This is a genomic window from Frigoribacterium sp. Leaf44, from assembly GCF_001421865.1.
In the GTDB taxonomy this organism is placed as follows: Bacteria; Actinomycetota; Actinomycetes; order Actinomycetales; family Microbacteriaceae; genus Frigoribacterium.
This window is the reverse complement of sequence record NZ_LMLG01000006.1, coordinates 626742-645606: the sequence shown is the minus strand read 5'-3', so window position 1 is coordinate 645606 and position 18865 is coordinate 626742. Positions and strand designations below refer to the sequence as shown.

Below are 18865 nucleotides of genomic sequence, written 5' to 3'. Positions count from 1 at the left end.
TTCTGTGGCAGTCGAGGGGGTTCAGGCGAGGGGCCGGTCGGTGACGAGGCGTCCCTCAGCGTCACGCCAGCGGAAGGTGCTGAGCATGGCGTCGAAGACGTCGGCGAGGGCATCGAGGATGCGGGCGCGCGCGTGGGCGTCCGGTTCTGTTTCTGTCGCGGACTCGCCCGAGGCGGTGGCACCCGCCTGCGCGGACCCGATGGTGAGGACGAGGGTGACCAGTCGGTCGTCGTGGCCGGCGACGCGCGCCAGGACGGTCCGACGGCGGAGCGGTGTCAGGTCGGCGGCCTCGTCGGGTGCGGCAAGGGCGCCCTGTGGTGGGGCCTCCGCTGCGGGGTCGTCCCAGACGACGGCGGGATCGCCGGCGAGGACGATCGGAGCCGCCCCGTGGGTGGCGACCCGTCGCAGCAGCAGCCGGTCGAGGTCGGCGTGCTCGGACCGGGTGACGGGCAAAGACGCGACGACGATCGAGCACACGATGTCGGTTCCGGGCAGCGGGCCCGCACTGAGGTACGAGTCGAGCACGCGGCCGTTCGCATCCGCCGCGAGCGCGCTCGCCAGCGCCGACCCGAACCGCAGCCGCCAGTCGTCGACCATCGCCTCGGTCCCGAGGTCAGGCTGCTCCCCCAGCTGTGCAGCGACGAACGCCGCTGCGTCCGGCGCATCCATCCCACCCGGAACCCGGACGAACCCCGGAGGCACGACGATCGAATACGACGCCGCCACCGTCCCGGCCGTCCGCCCCACGTACCCCGGGCCGCTCATGACTCGTCCCCGGGGCGAAGTCCGGCCCTCACGAGACGGGGGCCATCACCTCTCTGGGCAGCTTTGAGTTCGCGCCGAACAACGATGGATCGGACCGCCCTATCGACTCCCAACGCGAAGAATGCGAGACATTCGGCCGCCAGCACGAGCGCTGCCGCGAACGAGTCACGAGGCCAGACAGCCAGCTCGAGGAAGAAATGGGATTGGGCCCACGCGTAGAAAGCTCCAAGTCCACACCAGAACGACAACACCCAAGGTTGGAGTGCAAAGTCGAGTACTTCTGCCCTCTTGTGGTACACGATGACGAGCAAGATCATCATCACTGCGGTCACCAACCATGAAATGCCCGACGGCAAGACGAAGGGGGGCCAGTCCTCGCTGGCTTGAAAAAGGGGACCGCCCCCTGGATTAGTCCTGAAGTCACCCCCCTTGGGCAGTGCCAGACATCCGTAGACAAGTCGTGCCAACTGGAAGTAAACGGGCAACGCGATTCCTGCGATCCCAGCTAGAAGTGGTAGCCCCCGCAAGACAAGCATTCGCGTTGAGACATCCGCGGCACGGCGACCCGAACTCACAAGGCGCCCCCACCACTAGTTCTCCAGGTTGCTGCCGACGGCGCATCTTGAATGCCTCTGGGGAGCATGACGTCCAAGACGTCGCGCGTGGTCAGAGCGTGATCGAACGCCTGGATTCCCCGGGCGATGTTGAGCTTGCGCATGATCGTGGCGACTTCTTCGGCATCATCCGCGAATGCGCCCGGCCTGCTGGACCGGAGAAAGTGCAACATCCTTGCAACTTCGCTGTCGCCGAGCGCTTTAGCGAGGGTCCAGTCCCCCCAACCAGGTCGAGCCCTCATCCAACTCTTACTCACCCAGGCCATCGCAGATCCACGAGAGACTCCGCTGTGTGACACGAGGCCCGCTCCCCGCGCGGCAGCGACGCCTTTGATCCCTGCGCGAGCCGATGCGACCGCAGCGCCACCAATCCCCATGGTCGCCAAGGACAACCCGGCCAGAAGGACATCTCCAAGCGTGGCTGTACCTGCGCTCGCTCGAGCTGCCGTGATGGCGAATGCAAGGACGGCGACGACCGCCGCGACAAGGTTCAGGCCTGGAACGATGAATGCCAGAGCTGCGAGGAGCCCGCCGAGAATCGTGAGCACATCCATGAAACCGCTGATCCACGAGTCGTTCTCCTCCATCCACTTCTGGAAGGCGGCGAAGCCGGCGTCCCACGCGCCCCCGAGGTCGTCCCAGAGGGTGTCGGCGAGGCCGTCGTCGGTGGCGTCGTCGATCCTCGCGATGGCAGCCGTCGCGGCGGTCTCGACGGACGTGTGCGCGTCGGTGAGGCGGCGCGCGGAGAGGGAGACCCGGCCCCGCGCCTCCTCGGCTTTCGTGCGTTGCGCGGCGGCCTGGTCGAGGTGCTCCTGCTTCGTCACCTCGTCGGTGGCCACGAGCGCGAAGTGCTCGTACCGCTCGACCAGCTTCTCGGCTGCGGCGAGGTCGTCCACGGCGTCGCGGTGGTTCGCCAGGGCCGGGGCGGCCGCCTCTTGGGCCAGCGACAATTCGGACGCGTACGCCTTGAGCGCGGACCCTGTCTCGCCGTATCGCCCCTCGGCTTTGCCGAGGCTCGCGGAGACCTCCTCGGCCTTGACCACGAACGCATCGAGGGCGTCGCTGGACGATGACCCCGTCTCGAGCGATCGCAGCTTCGCTGCCGCCCCTCGGATCGAGGCCGCCACGGACTCGTAGTGGCTCGCCATGGAGTTCAGCAGCACCGGGTCACCCGGTACCCCCACCAGGGAGTCGGCCGCCACCCCGGCGAGCGTGCCGGCCGTCACTCGTCGCCCCCGATCAGGACGCCTTCGAGTTCTCCGTCGACCTCGGTGAAGGTCTTGTCGATCGTCGACAACGCCTCGCCCAGCTCGGTGATCTGCTCGGCGAGCTTCGCCCGCCGGTCGTTCCAGTTCGTCGCGAACGACGTGACCTTCGCCGCCAGCCCGGCGTGACCGCAGGCCTCGGCCGTGGCCGACGCCGAGGAGTCGCCCGACTCGAACTCGGTCTTCACGGTGGTCAGGTCGGCGAGCAACGCCTCGAGACCCGCACCGTCGATTGTCAGGCTCGTTCGAGCCATGAGGTCCTCCCCTCGTTCCGGGAGACCGGAGCGCGTCGCGTCTCGTCGCGACCCGCCCCGGCCGTCCTACGGTGCGGTCGGTCAGCCCAGGCTGCTGGCGAGCTGCTGGTCGGCACCCTCGAGGGTGCTGGCCGCGTTCTCGAGGAACGTCGCCATGCTCTCGACCGCCGAGATCGTCTTCGAGGCCCCGGTCGTGAACTCGGTGTACGTCGCGTCGAACGCCTTCGACGACTTGTCGGTCACGTAGCCCGAGCCGACGAGGTTGTCGATCTGCGACTTCATCTGGCCCAGTTGGTCTTCGATCGCGCGCTGCCCGTTCCGCAGCTGGGTGGCCTGCGTACGCAGGTCGTCGTAGGTGACGGTGACATTGGCCATGAGGTGATCCCCTTCTTGTGAGATGCCGACCGGTCGGTCGGACCTGACCAATATGTCATGCCTGATAGTTTGCGTAACGGTTCTCCACAGATCGGAGTCGACATGCGTCGCAAGAAGGACAAGCCCAGGAGGCGCGAGCACCACCCGACGCCGCCGCCGGTGATCACCGCCGAGACGATTCGTGAGCAACGCGCCGCAGGGCTGCTCTCGCGCATCACCACCCTGCCCCTCCAGCCGCCCGCGCCGATCGTGACGTCCCCTCCCCCGCCGACCCGCGCCTCCTCGGGGTTCGTCGTCGAGGAGCATCGAAGCGGGTCGGCGCAGCACGCCCCCGTCATCCCGGAGAGCACGGCACCGTCCGCCGCCGCACCCCCCGCGCCCCTCGCACCCCCCGCGCCCATCGCGTCCTTCGCGCCCCTCGCCGCCCCGATCCCTCACGCCCCGCGGCCTCCCGCCACCACCCCGAGGCAGTCAGCCTCCGAACAGCCGGCCGGCGATGACGCGGTGCCATCCGTTCCCGATCTCGAGGCGACGACGCTGCGTCCTCGGTACTACGGCCTGCGGCTGCCGGACGAGAGCGTCGTCCCCGTCACACGGCGCGCGATCGTCGTCGGGCGTCGAACCGACCGCCCCCTGCCCCCGCCGCCCGACGCCGACGTCGTGGCCCTCGACGACGTCGGCCGTTCGCTGTCTCGCCACCATGTCTCGATCGTGATCGGTACCGACGCGGCCGTCTGGGTCACCGACCTCGGTTCGGGCAACGGCACGACCCTCGTGGCGACCACCGGCGAGGCCATCGAACTCGAGGCTCACACCCCGGCGCGCGCCCGGGTCGGATCGCTGCTGTCGATCGGCGACCACAGCGTGACGGTCGTCCGGCACCGACCCGAGAGCGACACGACCGACGCCCTCCTGCCTTCCAGGACACACGACACGACCTCTCGCGAGAACGCGGAAGGACGCTAGATCTTCTCGATCGGCGCGACCTTGATCAGCAGTTTCTTGCGGCCGGCGCCGTCGAAGAGCACCTCGGCGATGCGGCGGGCGCCGATGCCGGTGACGGCCATGACGCGACCCTCGCCGAAGTCGACGTGGGAGATGCGGTCGCCTGCCTCGAGCTCCATGTCGCCGTTGTCGCGGACGGTACCCGTGACCCGGTTGGCCCACTCGGTCTTCGGCTTGGTCTTCGCCGCCGCCGTGGCCCGGTCGTAGCTGCCCGAACCGTAACCGCCCGACGCCCGCGGTGTCGCACCGCGGTTGCCGTCGCCGCCCTCGCGACGGGCATTGAGTGCCCGCGGCTGCGTGCCCCCACGGCTGGTGGCCATGCCGGGCGACTGCTTCCAGTCGATGAGCTCGACGGGGATCTCTTGCAGGTACCGCGACGGCATCGCCACGTTGACCTCGCCGAACTGCGCCCGCGTCATCGCGAGCGACAGGAACAGCCGCTGTCGCGCACGCGTGATGCCGACGTAGAACAGTCGTCGCTCTTCGGACGGACCGCCGGGCTCGTTCGCCGACATGCGGTGCGGCAACAGGTCTTCTTCGACGCCGGTGAGGAACACCGCCTCGTACTCGAGCCCCTTGGCGGTGTGCAGGGTCATCAGCGACACCGTGCCGCTCGTGTCGTCGAGGTCGTCGGCGGCCGCGACCAGCGTGACCTCGGTGAGGAAGTCGAGCAGCGTGCCGTCGGGGTTGTTCTTCTGGAACTCTTTCGTCACCGCGACGAGCTCGTCGATGTTCTCGGCGCGGGCCTCGTCTTGCGGGTCACGCGACGCCCGCAGCACCTCGACCAGGCCGCTGCCCGCTATCAGGGCCGACAGGATCTCGTGGACGGGCGCTGTCGCCGCCGTGGCCTGCACGTCGTCGAGCAGTTTCGCCAGGCCCGTGATGGCGCCGGTGACCTTCGGCCCGAGGCCGAGCTGGTCCGCGTTGCGCATCGCGTCACGCAACGGTGCCTCGTTGGTGTCGGCCCAGCGCTGCATCGCTGTCTCGGTCGCCGGACCGATGCCGCGCTTGGGCACGTTCATGATGCGCCGCAGGGCGAGTGGGTCGGCCGGGTTGGCGACGGTGATCAGGTACGCCATGGCGTCCTTGATCTCGGCACGCTCGTAGAACTTGGTGCCGCCGAGCACGCGATACGGGATCGCCGAACGGATGAAGATCTCTTCGAGCGCACGCGTCTGCGAGTTGGTCCGGTAGAAGACGGCCATGTCTTTGTAGTCGGTGCCGGACTCGTGGAGAGCCGCGATCTCGTCCGCCACGAACTGGGCCTCGTCGTGACCGGTGTAGCCGGTGAACCCGACGATCTTGCTGCCGGCACCGACCGTGGTGAAGAGGTTCTTGGCCTGACGGTCGAAGTTGTTCGAGATGACCGCGTTGGCGGCGTCGAGGATGTTCTGCGTCGAGCGGTAGTTCTGCTCGAGCAGGATGACCTTCGAGTTCGGGAAGTCGCGCTCGAACTCGACGATGTTGCGGATGTCGGCGCCCCGGAACGCGTAGATCGACTGGTCGGAGTCGCCCACCACGGTGAGCGACGCCCCGGGGATGCCGCCGCTGCCGTCACGCATCGACTGGACGAACTGGCCGCCCCTCTCGAGCTCGTCGACGAGGTCGGCCTGCACCGGCCGGGTCAGCTCGCGGATGAGCGAGTACTGCGCGTGGTTGGTGTCTTGGTACTCGTCGACCAGGATGTGCCGGAACCGCCGCTGGTACTGCGCCGCGACGTGAGGAAAGGCGCGGAACAGGTAGACGGTCTGGGCGATGAGGTCGTCGAAGTCGAAGGCGTTCGCCCGCTGCAGCTCGCGGGTGTACTGCCGGAAGACCTCGAGGAACATGACCTCTTGCGGGTCGTTCATGTTGATCTGGCGCGAGTACGACTCGACGTCGCTGAGCTCGTTCTTGAGCTTGGAGATCTTGCCCGAGGCCATGCTGACGGTCAGCCCGAGCTGATCGGCGTCGAGCTCTTTCAGGATGCGCTTGAGCAGGGCCCGCGAGTCGGCCGAATCGTAGATCGTGAAGCTCTTGGTGAAGCCGAACTGCTCGGCCTCGCGCCGCAGGATGCGCACGCACGCCGAGTGGAACGTGCTGATCCACATGCCCTCGCCGGCCTGGCCGACGAGGTGCGCCACGCGCTCGCGCATCTCGGCCGCGGCCTTGTTGGTGAAGGTGATGGCGAGGATCTGGCTGGGCCACGCCTCGCGCGTCGCCAGCAGGCCCGCGATGCGGCGGGTCAGCACACTGGTCTTGCCCGAGCCGGCACCGGCCACGATCAGCAGCGACTGCCCGCGGTACTCGACCGCCTCTTTCTGCTGGGGGTTGAGACCCGCGGTCAAGGGGTCGCCGGAACCGCCGGCAGCGTCAGAGGGCTCGAGCACGATCGTCATGGCCCGTCGAGTCTAAGCGCGACCACCGACATGGCGAGAGGATGCGGGGCGACCACGGTCGAGGGCGGCGTCGAGCGGGGTCAGCGGGACGCGAAGGCGACCCGCGCCTCCTCGGCGAGCTCGGGTTGGTCGGCGAAGACCCCGTCGACGCCGAGCGCCATGAGCGAGGTGAACTCGGCGCGCCAGTCGCCGAAGGCCGCCTTGCCGCCGGGGCCGCGGTGGGCCTTGGCCAGGAAGACGTTCTCGGCGCGGAGCGTCCAGGTGAAGACGGCGAGGCCGGCCGCATGTGCCCGGTCGACGACCCGGCCGTCGGTCACCCCCTGGGCGTCGACGAGCGTGTGCTTGTCGAGGCTGACGCCGTGAAGTCCCGCGTCGACGAACGACTCGAGCGACTCGGCGTGCAGCTGATCGCGGTAGCCCACCGACGTCCGTCCCGTCGCGACCAGGTCGGCCGCGACGCCCGCCTTCTCGAGCAGGTAGACGAGCCGCGCACCGAGCCGCTGGTCTGCCAATCGACCCAGCACGGTCTGCTCGAACGACTCGATGGTCAGCCGCGGGTCGTCGACCCAGCGCCGTTGCCGCAACTCGTCGGCGAGCAGCTCGCCGAGCGGCAGGCCGATCGAGTCGAAGTAGGTGGCGTGCTTCACCTCGGCGACGAGCCCGACGGGCCGATCGGCCGCGTCGAGCAGGTCGAGCAGGTCGCCCAGCCGCTGGATGCGCCCCTCGCCGTCGTGCGCCGCGCTCTCGGGCCGCAGCTCGGGCAGCCGTTCGCGGATGCGCAGCGTGCTGAGCTCGTCCCAGGTGAAGTCCTCGGTGAACCAGCCCGTGACCTTCGTCCCGTCGATCGTCTTGGTCGTGCGTCGGTGACGGAACTCGTCGTGCTCGGCGACGTCGGTCGTGCCCGAGATCTCGTTCTCGTGCCGCAGGACGAGCACACCGTCGCTCGAGGCGACCAGGTCGGGCTCGATGGCGTCGGCCCCGAGCTCGATCGCGAGCCGGTAGGCGTCCTCGCCGTGCTCGGGTCGGTGACCGCTGGCGCCGCGGTGGGCGATGACGAGAGGCGAGGTGGACACCCGGTCACGCTAACCGGCGTCCCCGTGCGCAGCCCGAGCCGCCCGACCGACTGGCCGGCGACCGCGTGTGGAGAGACGAGGAGGCGCGGCCCCTGGGGACGAGGCGTCTCGCCCACCGCAGACGCAAAAGATGCACGGCGCGCACGTTCGCCCTGCGAGAATGCGGCTCTCATCAGGCAGATCTTCAGCCATTCGTTGCACGACAGGCGTTAGCCTCATGTGTACGGAAACGCCTTCGTGAACCTGCGCGGGCGATCCACACATCCCTAGCGATCAGAAGAGGAACCCCTTGGCATTCTCGAATCCCGGCTTCAGTCAGTCGCCGGCCTTCTCGAAGAACGGCGGGCCCGTCATCCGTCAGCAGCAGGGCGCAGCCCAGCCGGTCGAGTACAACGGCATGACCGCCGAGCAGTTGCAGCAGCTCTACTCGCAACCCGCCGCCGGCCCCACCCAGACCGACCGCATGACGTACGAAGACACCATCACCAAGACGCTTCTCGCGTTCGGTGTCGTGCTCGTCGGTGCGGCCATCGGGTGGTTCGTCCCCGCGCTCGCGATCGTCGGCGCCATCGCCGGCTTCGTCCTCGCGCTCGTCAACATCTTCAAGAAGAAGCCCTCCCCGGGGCTCGTCCTCGCGTACTCGGCGGCGCAGGGCCTCTTCGTCGGTGGCATCTCGTCCATCTACGAGTCGCAGTTCGACGGCATCGTCACCCAGGCCCTGCTCGGCACCGCGGCCGTGTTCGTCACGACCCTGCTGCTCTTCAAGAGCGGCAAGGTGCGCGCCTCGGCCAAGGCCACCAAGATCTTCCTGATCGGCATGGTCGGCTACGCCGTCTTCTCGCTGCTCAACCTCGGCCTGATGGCCTTCGGTGCCAACAGCAACCCCTGGGGCCTGCGCGGGTCGGTCGAGATCTTCGGCATCCCGCTCGGCTTCTTCCTGGGCATCCTGGTCGTCATCATGGCTGCCTACTCACTGGTCCTCGACTTCGACCAGATCAAGACCGGCGTCGAGCGCGGCGCACCCCGCATCTACGGCTGGTCGGCCGCCTTCGGCATCGTCATGACGGTCATCTGGCTCTACGTCGAGATCCTGCGCATGATCGCCATCCTGCGAGGCAGCGACTAGCCAGCACGGCGACACCAGAACCACCCCGAAGCGGGGCTCGTTCCGAGAGGGACGGGCCCCGCTTCCCTGTGGGTGGGGGGAGTCGATGGCCGAGTGGGCAGAAGGTGCTGTTCGTGGGCGGGTGAAGAGCATGTTCTGCCCACTCGTTCGTGTGCTGACCAGGAACGACGAAACCCCCTGGAGACAACAAAACCCCCTCGGGCAGCTGTCTGCCGGAGGGGGCTTCGCCTCACTGCGCTTCGCGAGAGGTCTCCCTCACTCCACGTTCGCGGTCACTGGTGGGCACCGGGGTCGCAGGCTCCCCCGGAATGATCAGGCCTCGGCGCTCCGCGCCGAAACCAGCCCGGTCACTGCGCTTCGCGAGACGTCAGCCTCACTCCACCTCGGCGGCTACTGGTGGGCACTGACGGCGCAGAGCGCCGCCAGAGTGACGCTTCGCGTCACTCCCATTCGATCGTTCCCGGGGGCTTCGAGGTGACGTCGAGCACGACGCGGTTGACGCCGTCGACCTCGTTCGTGATGCGGTTCGAGATGCGGGCCAGCACGTCGTAGGGCAGACGCGTCCAGTCGGCCGTCATCGCGTCTTCGGACGACACCGGGCGCAACACGATCGGGTGACCGTAGGTACGGCCGTCGCCCTGCACGCCCACCGAGCGGACATCGGCGAGCAGCACCACGGGGCACTGCCAGATCTCGTCGTCCAGGCCGGCCGCGGTCAACTCGGCCCGCGCGATCGCGTCGGCCGCACGCAACAGCTCGAGTCGCTCGTGCGTCACCTCGCCCACGATGCGGATGCCGAGACCGGGGCCGGGGAACGGCTGGCGCCCGACGATGACCTCGGGCAGACCGAGCTCGCGACCGATCGCCCGCACCTCGTCCTTGAAGAGGGTGCGCAGCGGCTCGACGAGCTCGAACTGCAGGTCTTCGGGCAGACCGCCCACGTTGTGGTGGCTCTTGATGTTCGCCGTGCCCGTACCGCCACCGCTCTCGACGACGTCGGGGTAGAGGGTGCCCTGCACGAGGAACTTCACGGCCGAGTCGCCCTCGGCCGCGGCCTCGAGCACCAGCGCCTCGGCGGCGGCCTCGAAGCTGCGGATGAACTCGCGGCCGATGATCTTGCGCTTCTGCTCGGGGTCGGTCACCCCGGCGAGGGCGTCGAGGAACTGCTGCTCGGCGTCGATCGTGACGAGTCGCACACCGGTCGAGGCGACGTAGTCCTCTTCGACCTGACGACGCTCGTCGGCGCGCAGCAGACCGTGGTCGACGAAGACGCAGATCAGCTGGTCGCCGACGGCCTCGTGCACGATGGCGGCCGCGACGGCCGAGTCGACCCCGCCCGAGAGGCCGCAGATGACGCGCGCGTCACCGACCTGCTCGCGGATGCGGGCCACCTGCTCGGCGATGACGTTGCCGCTGTTCCAGTCGGCGGGGATGCCGGCGGCACGGTGCAGGAAGTTCTCGAGCACGGCCTGGCCGTACGACGAGTGCTTGACCTCGGGGTGCCACTGCACGCCGTAGAGCTTGCGGGCGTCGCTCGAGAACGCGGCGACGGGGGTCGAGGCGCTCGACGCCAGCACGTCGAAGCCCGCGGGGGCCTTCGACACCGAGTCGCCGTGGCTCATCCACGTCGTCTGCGAGGACGGTTGGCCGGACAGCAGCGTGCTGTCGCCCTCGGCGAGCGTCACGTCGGTGGCGCCGTACTCGCGCTGACCCGTCTGCGACACCTCGCCGCCGAGCGCCTTGGCCATGGCCTGGAATCCGTAGCAGATGCCCAGCACGGGGATGTCGAGGTCGAAGATGCCCGCGTCGATGCTCGGCGCGCCTTCTTCGTAGACGCTCGAGGGACCGCCGCTGAGCACGATGCCCACGGGGTTCTTCTCGGCGATCTCGGCCGCGGTGATCGTGTGGGGCACGATCTCGCTGTAGACGTTGGCCTCACGCACGCGCCGGGCGATCAGCTGCGCGTACTGGGCGCCGAAGTCGACCACGAGCACGGGGCTCTGCGCGGTCTCGGGCGCGCGGTCGGCCGGTGCGGGGGCCGTGGCGGCGGTGGTCGCCGACGCCTCGGCGGTCTCGGGTGCGTCGGTCACGCGGGGGCTCCCTCGGTCGTGGGGGTGGTCTCGGCGGTCAGGGCTTCGTACTGCCGCGTCGCGAGCTTGGTCATGTGGCTCTCGACGAAGAACGAGAGCAGGGGCACGACGCCGCCGAGCGCGATGAGGAAGAACCGCGAGAACGGCCACCTCATCAGGCTCCAGAGACGGAAGTCGGCGAAGAGGTAGACGACGTAGAGCCAACCGTGCGCGATGAGGATCGCGGTCGACAGGTTGAAGCCCGTGGTCGAGTCGACCGGTACGAGGAACCCGCCCTGACCGCCCAGCTGCATCTCGAGCTGAAGGGGCGTGTACTTGAACAGCATCTCGAAGATGAGCAACAGCAGCATCACGCCGGTGACGTACGCCGAGATCTTGTAGAACCTGACGGCACCCGGGATCTTCGGGATGTCGCGTTGCCGGGGCTTCAGAGGCATGGGGTCGATTCTAGCCGCGCCCACCCATGCGCCAGGACGCCACCTGTCGACGTCGAACGAGGCCGACCCACCGCCCGGCCGGGGCCCGGACGCGGAGGTCGGGACGCGCGGGGTCAGGAGGCGCGGGTCGGCTGGGTCGCGCCGCGCGCGTCCGCCTCGGCCCGCGCCTCCTCGGCTTCTTCGTGCTCGCGCTCGAACGCGTCGCGCACGAGCCGGAACCACAGGAAGACGGCGAAGCCGGCGAAGACGACCCATTCGATCGCGTAGAAGACGTTGAGCCAGTTGAACTGCACGTCGGACGCCGGAGGCGCGGAGTCGATCTCGCTCAGCGACGCGGGTGCGGCGTCGGAGACGACGTAGCCGCCGTAGACCTGGCCGTCGAACCCGGGCCACTCGTTGATCAGTGCGGCCACGGACACGACGGTCTGCGCACCGCTCTCGAAGTCGCTCTCGGTCGGCGACTCGGACGGGAAGTAACGGCCCTCGACCGTGACGGTCGAGGTCGCGGCCACGGACGCCTCGGCGGCCTCGGCCCCCTCTCGGGTCGCGGACCAGCCGAGCCCCACGGGAAGCGAGGCGCCGTTGGCGTCGTCGACGAAACGGCCGATCAGCCAGTAGCCGGTCTCGCCGCCGTTGACGCGATCACCGACGACGGCGAAGTCGTCCGGGTCGAACTCACCGGTGACGGACACGCGTTGGGCACCGAGCGAATCGGCGAAGGGCGTCTGCGGGGTCGCGACGGACGACAGCACCTTGCTGGTCTCGGTCTCGGGGTTGACGACCTGCACGCTCTCGACGCTGCGCTCGATCTGCCAGTGGCCGAGCCAGGCGAAGATCGCCGCCACGACGAGGGCGAGGCCGAGCAGGGCGATCCATCGGGGCCGACGGGCGACGTGCCACATGGTCGCGGGCAGCGGTTCGCCGTCGACTCCGAGGAGGGCGGGGCGCTGCTCGGTCTGGGTCACGGAGGCGATCGTACCTCGCGTCGCCCACGAACCCGCTGGGACGACGGCGAGCGGTTCAGTACTCGGGGTCGCGTCGGCGGGTGGCCCGCTGATCGCTCTGTTGGCCGGCCTGCTCGGCCCAGATCCGGGCCTCGTCGGCGTCCATCGCGTCGAGGTCGTCCAGGTCGTCATCGGCGTCGGCGTCGCCGTCGGGCCCACGTCGTGTGGTGTCGACCCGGCCCGCGGCGGCCCGCGCGGCACCGGCCCGGACCCGCTCGGTCTCGCGCTCGTCGTCGTCCTCGGTGACCTCGGCCTGGTCGAGGTCGTCACCGGCGAGGGCGGCCTCCATCAGGGCGATCTCGTCACCGCTGCGCGCCTCGCGTTCGAGGCGACGGGCCTCGGCCTCGGCACGCTCGGCCTTCTTGCGCGACCGCAGCAGCACCGAGCCGATGCGCTCGCTGTTCGAGGCGAGGACCGGCCCGAGCACCGCCATGATCAGCACGTACAGACCGGCGAAGGGCTGCAACCGCTCGTCCAGCCCCGCACCGGCGGACAGCGTCGCGAGGATCAACGCGAACTCGCCCCGGTTGACCAGGATGACCGTGGTGTTGATGCCCGCCTGCGGCCCCAGCTTGTTGAGCCACGCGACGAACTGCCCGGCACCCACGTTGAGCAGCACGGTCATGCCCACGGCGATGGCCACGGGGCCGAGCACGCTCGGGAACAGGGCCGGGTTGAGCCCGAGGCCGAAGTTCAGGAAGAAGAACGCCCCGAAGACGTCACGCATGGGCAGGGCGAACTGCTCGACCCGGTTGCGGAACTTCGTGGCCCCGATGATCAGGCCGATGAGGAAGGCGCCGATCGCGTCCGTCACCCCGAGCACCTCGCCGAGGCCGGCGAAGAGCACGGCCAGCCCGAAGAACAGCACGGTGAAGAGTTCGTCGTCGCGGGTGCGCATGAGCCTCGACACGACGCGGCCGCCCCATCGGGCCACGCCGAACATCACGACGAGGAACGCGAAGGCGATGCCGAGCTTCAAGATCACCGGCCCGGGGTCGGTCTCGCCGCTGAGCACGACGGACACGATCGCGAGGTAGATGGCGATGAAGATGTCCTCGACGACCGTGACGCCGAGGATCATCGGCGTCTCGCGGTTCGCCAGGCGGTTCAGCTCGATCAGCAGCTTGGTGACGATCGCACTCGACGACGTCGCCGTCATGCCCGCGATGATCAGCGCCTCGCGCGTGCCCCACCCGAGCATGAAGCCGAAGATCAGCCCGACGCCCATGTTGATGGCGATGTAGCTGCCGCCCGAGACGATGAGCCGCCCCGCGTTCGAGAAGAATTCGTCTTGATCGAACTCGAGGCCGAGGTTGAACAGCAACAGGATCAACCCGAAGATGGCGATCAACTCGATGTTGTCGGACTCGAAGCTGAGCGGGAACCACCCCGTGTTCGTGCTGGCGAGCAGGCCGACGAGCATGTAGATCGGGATCGAGGGCAGGCCGATCAGCTTGCCGGCGCGGCCGAGCACGTACGCGATCAGCAGCAGGATGCCGAGGACGATCAGCTCTTCACCCAGGTGCATGGGCCTAGCCCCCGGGCGGGGCGTCGACCGGCGAGCGGTGCTTGAGCTCGCCCGTGCGGTAGAACGAGAACGCCTTGGCGACCTTCTCGGGTGAACCGGCCACGACGAGCGTGTCACCGGGGAACACCTTGAAGTCGCCCGACGGCGCCGGGTTGGCCGCGTCGCCACGGACGACCGCCACGACGGTGAGGCCGACGACGCCCTTGGCACCGAGGTCGCCGAGCGGCTGTCCGGCGATGTGGTCGTCGTAGTCGACCGTGAACCAGTCGATGCTCAGGCCGGGGATCTGGTCGAGGGCCGACAGCGACTCGGTGATGCGCGTACCGCCGAGTAGTTCGGCGAGCGTGTGGGCCTCGTCCTCGCTGAGGCGCAACGAGACCTTCTTGACGTGGTCGCCGTCGACGTCGTCGCTGAACGTGATCAGGTCGCTGTGACCCGAACGGTGCGTGATGACACCGCACTTGCCGCCGTCGTCGGTGATGAAGGTGTGCAGCACACCCACGCCGGGGAGCTTGACTCGACGCACGTCAACCATGGTTCGTCTCCAGTGGACTCGGGGGCAGTCGTCTCAGCCTAGCGGCGGGTTCGGCCGCGGCAGCCGGGCTGCTCGTGGTGGGGACAACCCGTCACCGTCCACAGGTGTTCCCCCGTTCTCGGACGGCGGACGCGCAAGAGGCGCGGTGCCGGTCGAACCGGCACCGCGCCTCCTGCAGGTGGTCGCGCGAGCGACCGCGGGGTCAGCCCTGGCGACCGCCCGGGCTGCCCGCCGAGGTGTCGTCGCCCGGCGTGCCCGCGGGCTCGGTGACCTTCTCGCCCGGCTTGGGCGCGCCTCCTTGGTCGGCACCGGCGACGACCATGTCGTCCTCGTCGAAGCCGAAGGTGATGTCGGGTGCCTCGAGGCGGACCCGGTCGGCCGACTCGTCGTCGGGCTCGAGCTGGCTCGCCCGCTCGGCCGCGACGCGCTTCAGGTAGTTCGCGACCTCGGCCTCGGCCTCGTCGTCGCTCCAGCCGAGCACGCCGGCCATCAGCTTGGCGGCGACGGGGGCGGCGGACTCGCCCCGGTCCCACGCCTCGATCGAGATGCGGGTGCGGCGGGCGAGCACGTCCTCGAGGTGCAGGGCGCTCTCGTGGCTCGCGGCGTAGACGACCTCGGCCCGGATGTAGTCGTCGGCCCCGGGCAGCGGCTCGGCGAGCGAGGGGTCGTCACGGATCAGGTCGAGGATCTCGTCCGTCGTGGTGCCGTACCGGTTGAGCAGGTGCTCGATGCGCACCTTGTGCACGCCGAAGGCCTTGGCGATCTTGCCGCGCTTGTTCCACGCCGCGTGGTAGCCCTCGGCACCGATCAGCGGGATCTCCATGGTCGTGCTCGACGGGATGCGACCGTCGAGGGCTGCGACGGCCTCGTCGATGGCGTCCTCGGCCATGACCCGGTAGGTGGTCCACTTGCCGCCGGCCACCACGACGAGACCGGGCACGGTGTGCGCCACGATGTGCTCGCGCGACAGCTTCGACGTCTGGTCGGACTCGCCCGCCAGCAGCGGTCGCAGACCGGCGTAGACGCCCTCGACGTCGGCACGGGTGAGCGGTACGGCCATGACCTTGTTGACGTGCTCGAGGATGTAGTCGATGTCGGCCGCCGTCGCCGCGGGGTGGGCCTTGTCGAGGTCCCAGTCGGTGTCGGTCGTGCCGACGAGCCAGTGGCGGCCCCACGGGATGACGAACAGGACGCTCTTCTCGGTGCGGAAGATCATGCCCATGTCGGAGTGGATGCGGTCGCGCGGCACCACGAGGTGCACGCCCTTCGACGCCCGCACCTTGAACTGACCCCGCTCGCCGACCATCGCCTGCGTGTCGTCCGTCCAGACGCCGGTCGCGTTGACGACCTGCTTCGCCCGGATCTCGAAGTGCTCGCCGGTCTGGTAGTCGTGGGCCTTCACGCCGACGACCCGCTCGCCCACCTTGACGAAGCCCTCGACCCGGATGCGGCTCGCGGCGTGCGTGCCGTAGCTCGACGCGGTGCGCACCAGCGACGAGACGTAGCGGGCGTCGTCGACCTGGGCGTCGTAGTAGGTGAGGCCGCCGACGACGGCGTCCTTCGACAGGCTCGGGATGGCCCGCAACACCTGCGTCTTGCTGAGGTGGCGGTGGTGGGGAACGCCGGGCGGGCGGCCGCCGGTCCAGCTGAAGATGTCGTAGAGCGCCATGCCGGCACCGATGTAGAACCGCTCGTAGACCGGCTTGCTCAGCGGGTAGAGGAACCGCACGGGCTTCACCAGGTGCGGCGCGAGACGCTGCAGCAGCAGGCCACGCTCGATCAGGGCCTCGCGGACGAGCCGGAAGTTCAGCTGCTCGAGGTAGCGGATGCCGCCGTGCACGAGCTTCGACGAGCGGCTCGACGTGCCCGAGCCCCAGTCACGGGCCTCGACGATGCCGACGCTCAGGCCGCGGGTCACGGCGTCGAGCGCGGAACCCGCACCGACGATGCCACCCCCGATCACGAGGATGTCGAGTTCTTTCGTCTTCAACGCCTCGACGGCTGCGGCCCGTTCGTCGGGGCCGAGCTTCGTGGAGAGCGAAACGGACGCGGACTTGGCCATGCGAGCCTCCATCGTTGGATTCGGTCGGCCCGGCCTCTCGACCGGACCACCCCATCAAACGCTAGTGAGGCTGGTAGGGGGCCACAACCACCTCGACGCGCTGGAACTCTTTCAGGTCGCTGTAGCCGGTGGTCGCCATCGAACGACGCAGCGCGCCCATGATGTTCGACGTGCCGTCGACCGTCGTGGCGGGGCCGTAGAGGATCTTCTCGAGCGAACCGATGGTGCCCACGTGCATGCGGCGACCGCGGGGCAGCTCGGGGTGGTGCGCCTCGGCGCCCCAGTGGTAGCCGCCGCCGGGCACGTCGTCGGCCCGGGCCAGAGCGGCACCGAGCATGACGGCGTCCGCACCGCAGGCGATGGCCTTGACCAGGTCGCCGGACGTGCCCAGACCCCCGTCGGCGATGACGTGCACGTAGCGCCCGCCCGACTCGTCGAGGTAGTCGCGGCGTGCACCCGCCACGTCGGCCACGGCGCTCGCCATCGGTGCGTGGATGCCCAAGGAGGCGCGGGTCGTGCTGGCCGCGCCGCCCCCGAACCCGACGAGGACGCCGGCGGCACCCGTGCGCATCAGGTGCAGTGCGGCGGTGTACGTCGAGGCCCCGCCGACGATGACGGGGACGTCGAGCTCGTAGATGAACTTCTTGAGGTTGAGCGGCTCGCTGTTCTTCGAGACGTGCTCGGCGCTGACCGTCGTGCCCCGGATGACGAAGAGGTCGACGCCGGCGTCGACGACCGTCTGGTACAGGTCTTGGGTGCGCTGCGGGCTGAGGGCACCGGCGACGGTGACCCCGGCGGCGCGGATCTCGGCGAGGCGGTCGCGGACGAGCTCGGGCTTGATCGGCTCGCTGTAGATCTCTTGCATGCGGGCGACCGAGTCATCGTCGGAGAGCTCGCGGATCTCGGCCAGCACCTGCTCGGGGTCGTCGTACCGCGTCCAGACGCCCTCGAGGTCGAGGACGCCGAGGCCGCCGAGCTGGCCGATGCGGATCGCCGTGGCGGGACTGACCACCGAGTCCATGGGCGCGGCGATGACCGGCGACTCGAACTGGAACGCATCGATCGACCAGCCGACCGAGACGTCGCGCGGGTCGCGCGTGCGCCGGCTCGGAACGATGGCGATGTCGTCGAACGCGTACGCGCGGCGGGCTCGCTTGGAGACGCCGATCTCTACCTCAGTCACCGTGCCACCCTACCGGGCGGGCCCACCCGGCGCGGGAACGGGCGACTTCGTCGATGCCGGGCGGTCGTTCTCGACCGTCGACGGCGGACTCGCCCGCCTTGGCGGTCCGTGGGGCAGGACGCCGGCGCGAGCGAGCACGGGACCGAGGCGGCGGACGTCGAGAGCGACGTCCCAGCCCCAGCGAGCGAAGCCACGGACCTCGGGAAGTGCCCGGATGTCGTCCTCGCGGTCCTTCTCGTCGATCAGCACCTGGGCCGTCGTGCGACCGGCCATCATCTCGGGATCGGTGTACTTCACTCGACCGTCGGACTCGCCGACGACTCCGAACCCGGGCCACCAGTTGTCGACGATCGCCACTCGTCGCCCCGTCTCGTCGAAGAGCGGGTGCTGCAGGACGGGGTCGGGCAGCCCGAGCAGCCGGAACCCCACCCGGCTGATCGATTCGAGCGGCCGGTGGGCGAGGGGAGTCGCGAACTCGAGGACGGCTGCCACCTTCCTCGAGCCTCGTCGAGTGCCGCGCCGAGCGAACTCCGTCGCGAGCGACTCGAGTGTGACCGCCCCCTGGTGAAGCGCGTGGTCCGTCATCACGACGGCCCGGACGAAGGGCTCGGTCAGGCAGACGTCGACGAGGGTCGCATCGAGGGGCGTGACGTGCACGCCGTCGACGTCGAGGGCGTCGGGGCGGTCGTGGTCATCACAAGCGTGCTTGGCGAACCCGTGTTCCTGCCGACTTCCGCCGGCAGGCGGGACGAGGACGTGCACCAGGCGGGGCGGAGCCCCGACCAACGGCAGACCGTGCAGCACCGCGGCCGAGACATGACTGACGAGCACCCGCGTCCGGCACGAGGCGGCGGCTGCGACGACGGTCAGCCGGTACCGTTCCTCGATCCCCAGCGCGGCCCAGCGGCCGGCCTCGACGTAGGCACCTCGGCGGACGCGGACCAGCTCGCCGCGTCGGCAGGCGTCGCGCAACCGCGCGTCGTCGAGCCCGAGAGCCGCGAGGTCGCGACTCAGGAGGAGACCGGGGGGTGACGGGCGGTGATGAGCACGACACCAGGCTGCCGTCCGAGCGGGTCGTCTCGGGACCGTCGGAGGCAGCCTGTGGATGACGACCCGCGCGTCCTGGATGGGGACGGGAGGTGCACTGGCAGGCGGCTGGCGACGAACACAC

At 69.3% G+C, this 18865-nt stretch carries 16 protein-coding genes; 2 read left to right on the top strand and 14 right to left on the bottom strand.

Features of this window, described 5'->3' with window-relative positions; genetic code table 11:
- Positions 1–21: 21 nt before the first annotated feature.
- The 4 genes from ASE87_RS11590 to ASE87_RS11575 form a co-directional block, all read right to left on the bottom strand.
- The gene (locus ASE87_RS11590) at positions 22–765 is read right to left on the bottom strand and encodes a hypothetical protein (protein WP_157489842.1); all 744 of its coding nucleotides are present in this window, start codon (positions 763–765) and stop codon (positions 22–24) included.
- A gap of 571 nt (positions 766–1336) precedes the next feature.
- Positions 1337–2581, bottom strand: a complete 1245-nt coding sequence (locus tag ASE87_RS11585; protein ID WP_157489840.1) for a putative T7SS-secreted protein — start codon at positions 2579–2581, stop codon at positions 1337–1339.
- A 20-nt stretch (positions 2582–2601) separates the two neighbouring features.
- Positions 2602–2898 carry a hypothetical protein gene (locus ASE87_RS11580; RefSeq protein WP_052505176.1) on the bottom strand — a complete coding sequence of 99 codons (297 nt, stop codon included), beginning with the start codon at positions 2896–2898 and terminating at the stop codon, positions 2602–2604.
- 81 nt (positions 2899–2979) lie between these two features.
- Entirely contained in the window at positions 2980–3273 is a 294-nt protein-coding gene (locus ASE87_RS11575) for a WXG100 family type VII secretion target (protein WP_043594286.1), read from the bottom strand.
- Positions 3274–3375: 102 nt separating this feature from the next.
- On the opposite strand from ASE87_RS11575, the gene ASE87_RS11570 reads away from it, so the two are divergent.
- On the top strand, positions 3376–4239 hold the full coding sequence (locus tag ASE87_RS11570; RefSeq protein WP_156155494.1) for an FHA domain-containing protein: 864 nt from the start codon (positions 3376–3378) through the stop codon (positions 4237–4239).
- Here the strand turns inward: ASE87_RS11570 and ASE87_RS11565 are convergent.
- Positions 4236–6656: an ATP-dependent helicase gene (locus ASE87_RS11565; RefSeq protein WP_056228617.1), complete on the bottom strand. Its 2421-nt coding sequence runs from the start codon at positions 6654–6656 to the stop codon at positions 4236–4238. The two genes, ASE87_RS11570 and ASE87_RS11565, sit on opposite strands and share 4 nt — an antisense overlap.
- Before the next feature lie 80 nt (positions 6657–6736).
- Positions 6737–7729, bottom strand: a complete 993-nt coding sequence (locus tag ASE87_RS11560; protein ID WP_056228615.1) for a glycerophosphodiester phosphodiesterase family protein — start codon at positions 7727–7729, stop codon at positions 6737–6739.
- A gap of 289 nt (positions 7730–8018) precedes the next feature.
- Between ASE87_RS11560 and ASE87_RS11555 the strand changes: the two genes are divergently transcribed.
- Positions 8019–8855, top strand: coding sequence for a Bax inhibitor-1/YccA family protein (locus ASE87_RS11555; protein ID WP_056228612.1), 837 nt, complete (start codon positions 8019–8021; stop codon positions 8853–8855).
- Positions 8856–9295: 440 nt separating this feature from the next.
- On the opposite strand, the gene guaA is transcribed toward ASE87_RS11555, so the two are convergent.
- The 8 genes from guaA to ASE87_RS15840 form a co-directional block, all read right to left on the bottom strand.
- Positions 9296–10849, bottom strand: coding sequence for a glutamine-hydrolyzing GMP synthase (gene guaA, locus ASE87_RS11550; protein ID WP_056229559.1), 1554 nt, complete (start codon positions 10847–10849; stop codon positions 9296–9298).
- 92 nt (positions 10850–10941) lie between these two features.
- Positions 10942–11382 (bottom strand): DUF3817 domain-containing protein, encoded by a 441-nt coding sequence (locus tag ASE87_RS11545; protein ID WP_043595742.1) that lies wholly within the window; start codon positions 11380–11382, stop codon positions 10942–10944.
- A gap of 113 nt (positions 11383–11495) precedes the next feature.
- Entirely contained in the window at positions 11496–12347 is an 852-nt protein-coding gene (locus ASE87_RS11540) for an SURF1 family protein (protein WP_056228609.1), read from the bottom strand.
- Between the two features lie 55 nt (positions 12348–12402).
- A complete protein-coding gene (locus ASE87_RS11535; protein ID WP_056228606.1) occupies positions 12403–13914 on the bottom strand; it encodes a cation:proton antiporter in 1512 nt (503 codons plus the stop codon).
- Between the two features lie 4 nt (positions 13915–13918).
- Entirely contained in the window at positions 13919–14449 is a 531-nt protein-coding gene (locus tag ASE87_RS11530) for a cation:proton antiporter regulatory subunit (protein ID WP_043595745.1), read from the bottom strand.
- Positions 14450–14651: 202 nt separating this feature from the next.
- Entirely contained in the window at positions 14652–16511 is a 1860-nt protein-coding gene (locus tag ASE87_RS11525; protein WP_082452665.1) for a glycerol-3-phosphate dehydrogenase/oxidase, read from the bottom strand.
- 61 nt (positions 16512–16572) lie between these two features.
- The gene (locus ASE87_RS11520; RefSeq protein WP_043595746.1) at positions 16573–17694 is read right to left on the bottom strand and encodes a GuaB3 family IMP dehydrogenase-related protein; all 1122 of its coding nucleotides are present in this window, start codon (positions 17692–17694) and stop codon (positions 16573–16575) included.
- Between the two features lie 9 nt (positions 17695–17703).
- Entirely contained in the window at positions 17704–18708 is a 1005-nt protein-coding gene (locus tag ASE87_RS15840; protein ID WP_255350956.1) for a type IV toxin-antitoxin system AbiEi family antitoxin domain-containing protein, read from the bottom strand.
- Between the last annotated feature and the right edge of the window lie 157 nt (positions 18709–18865).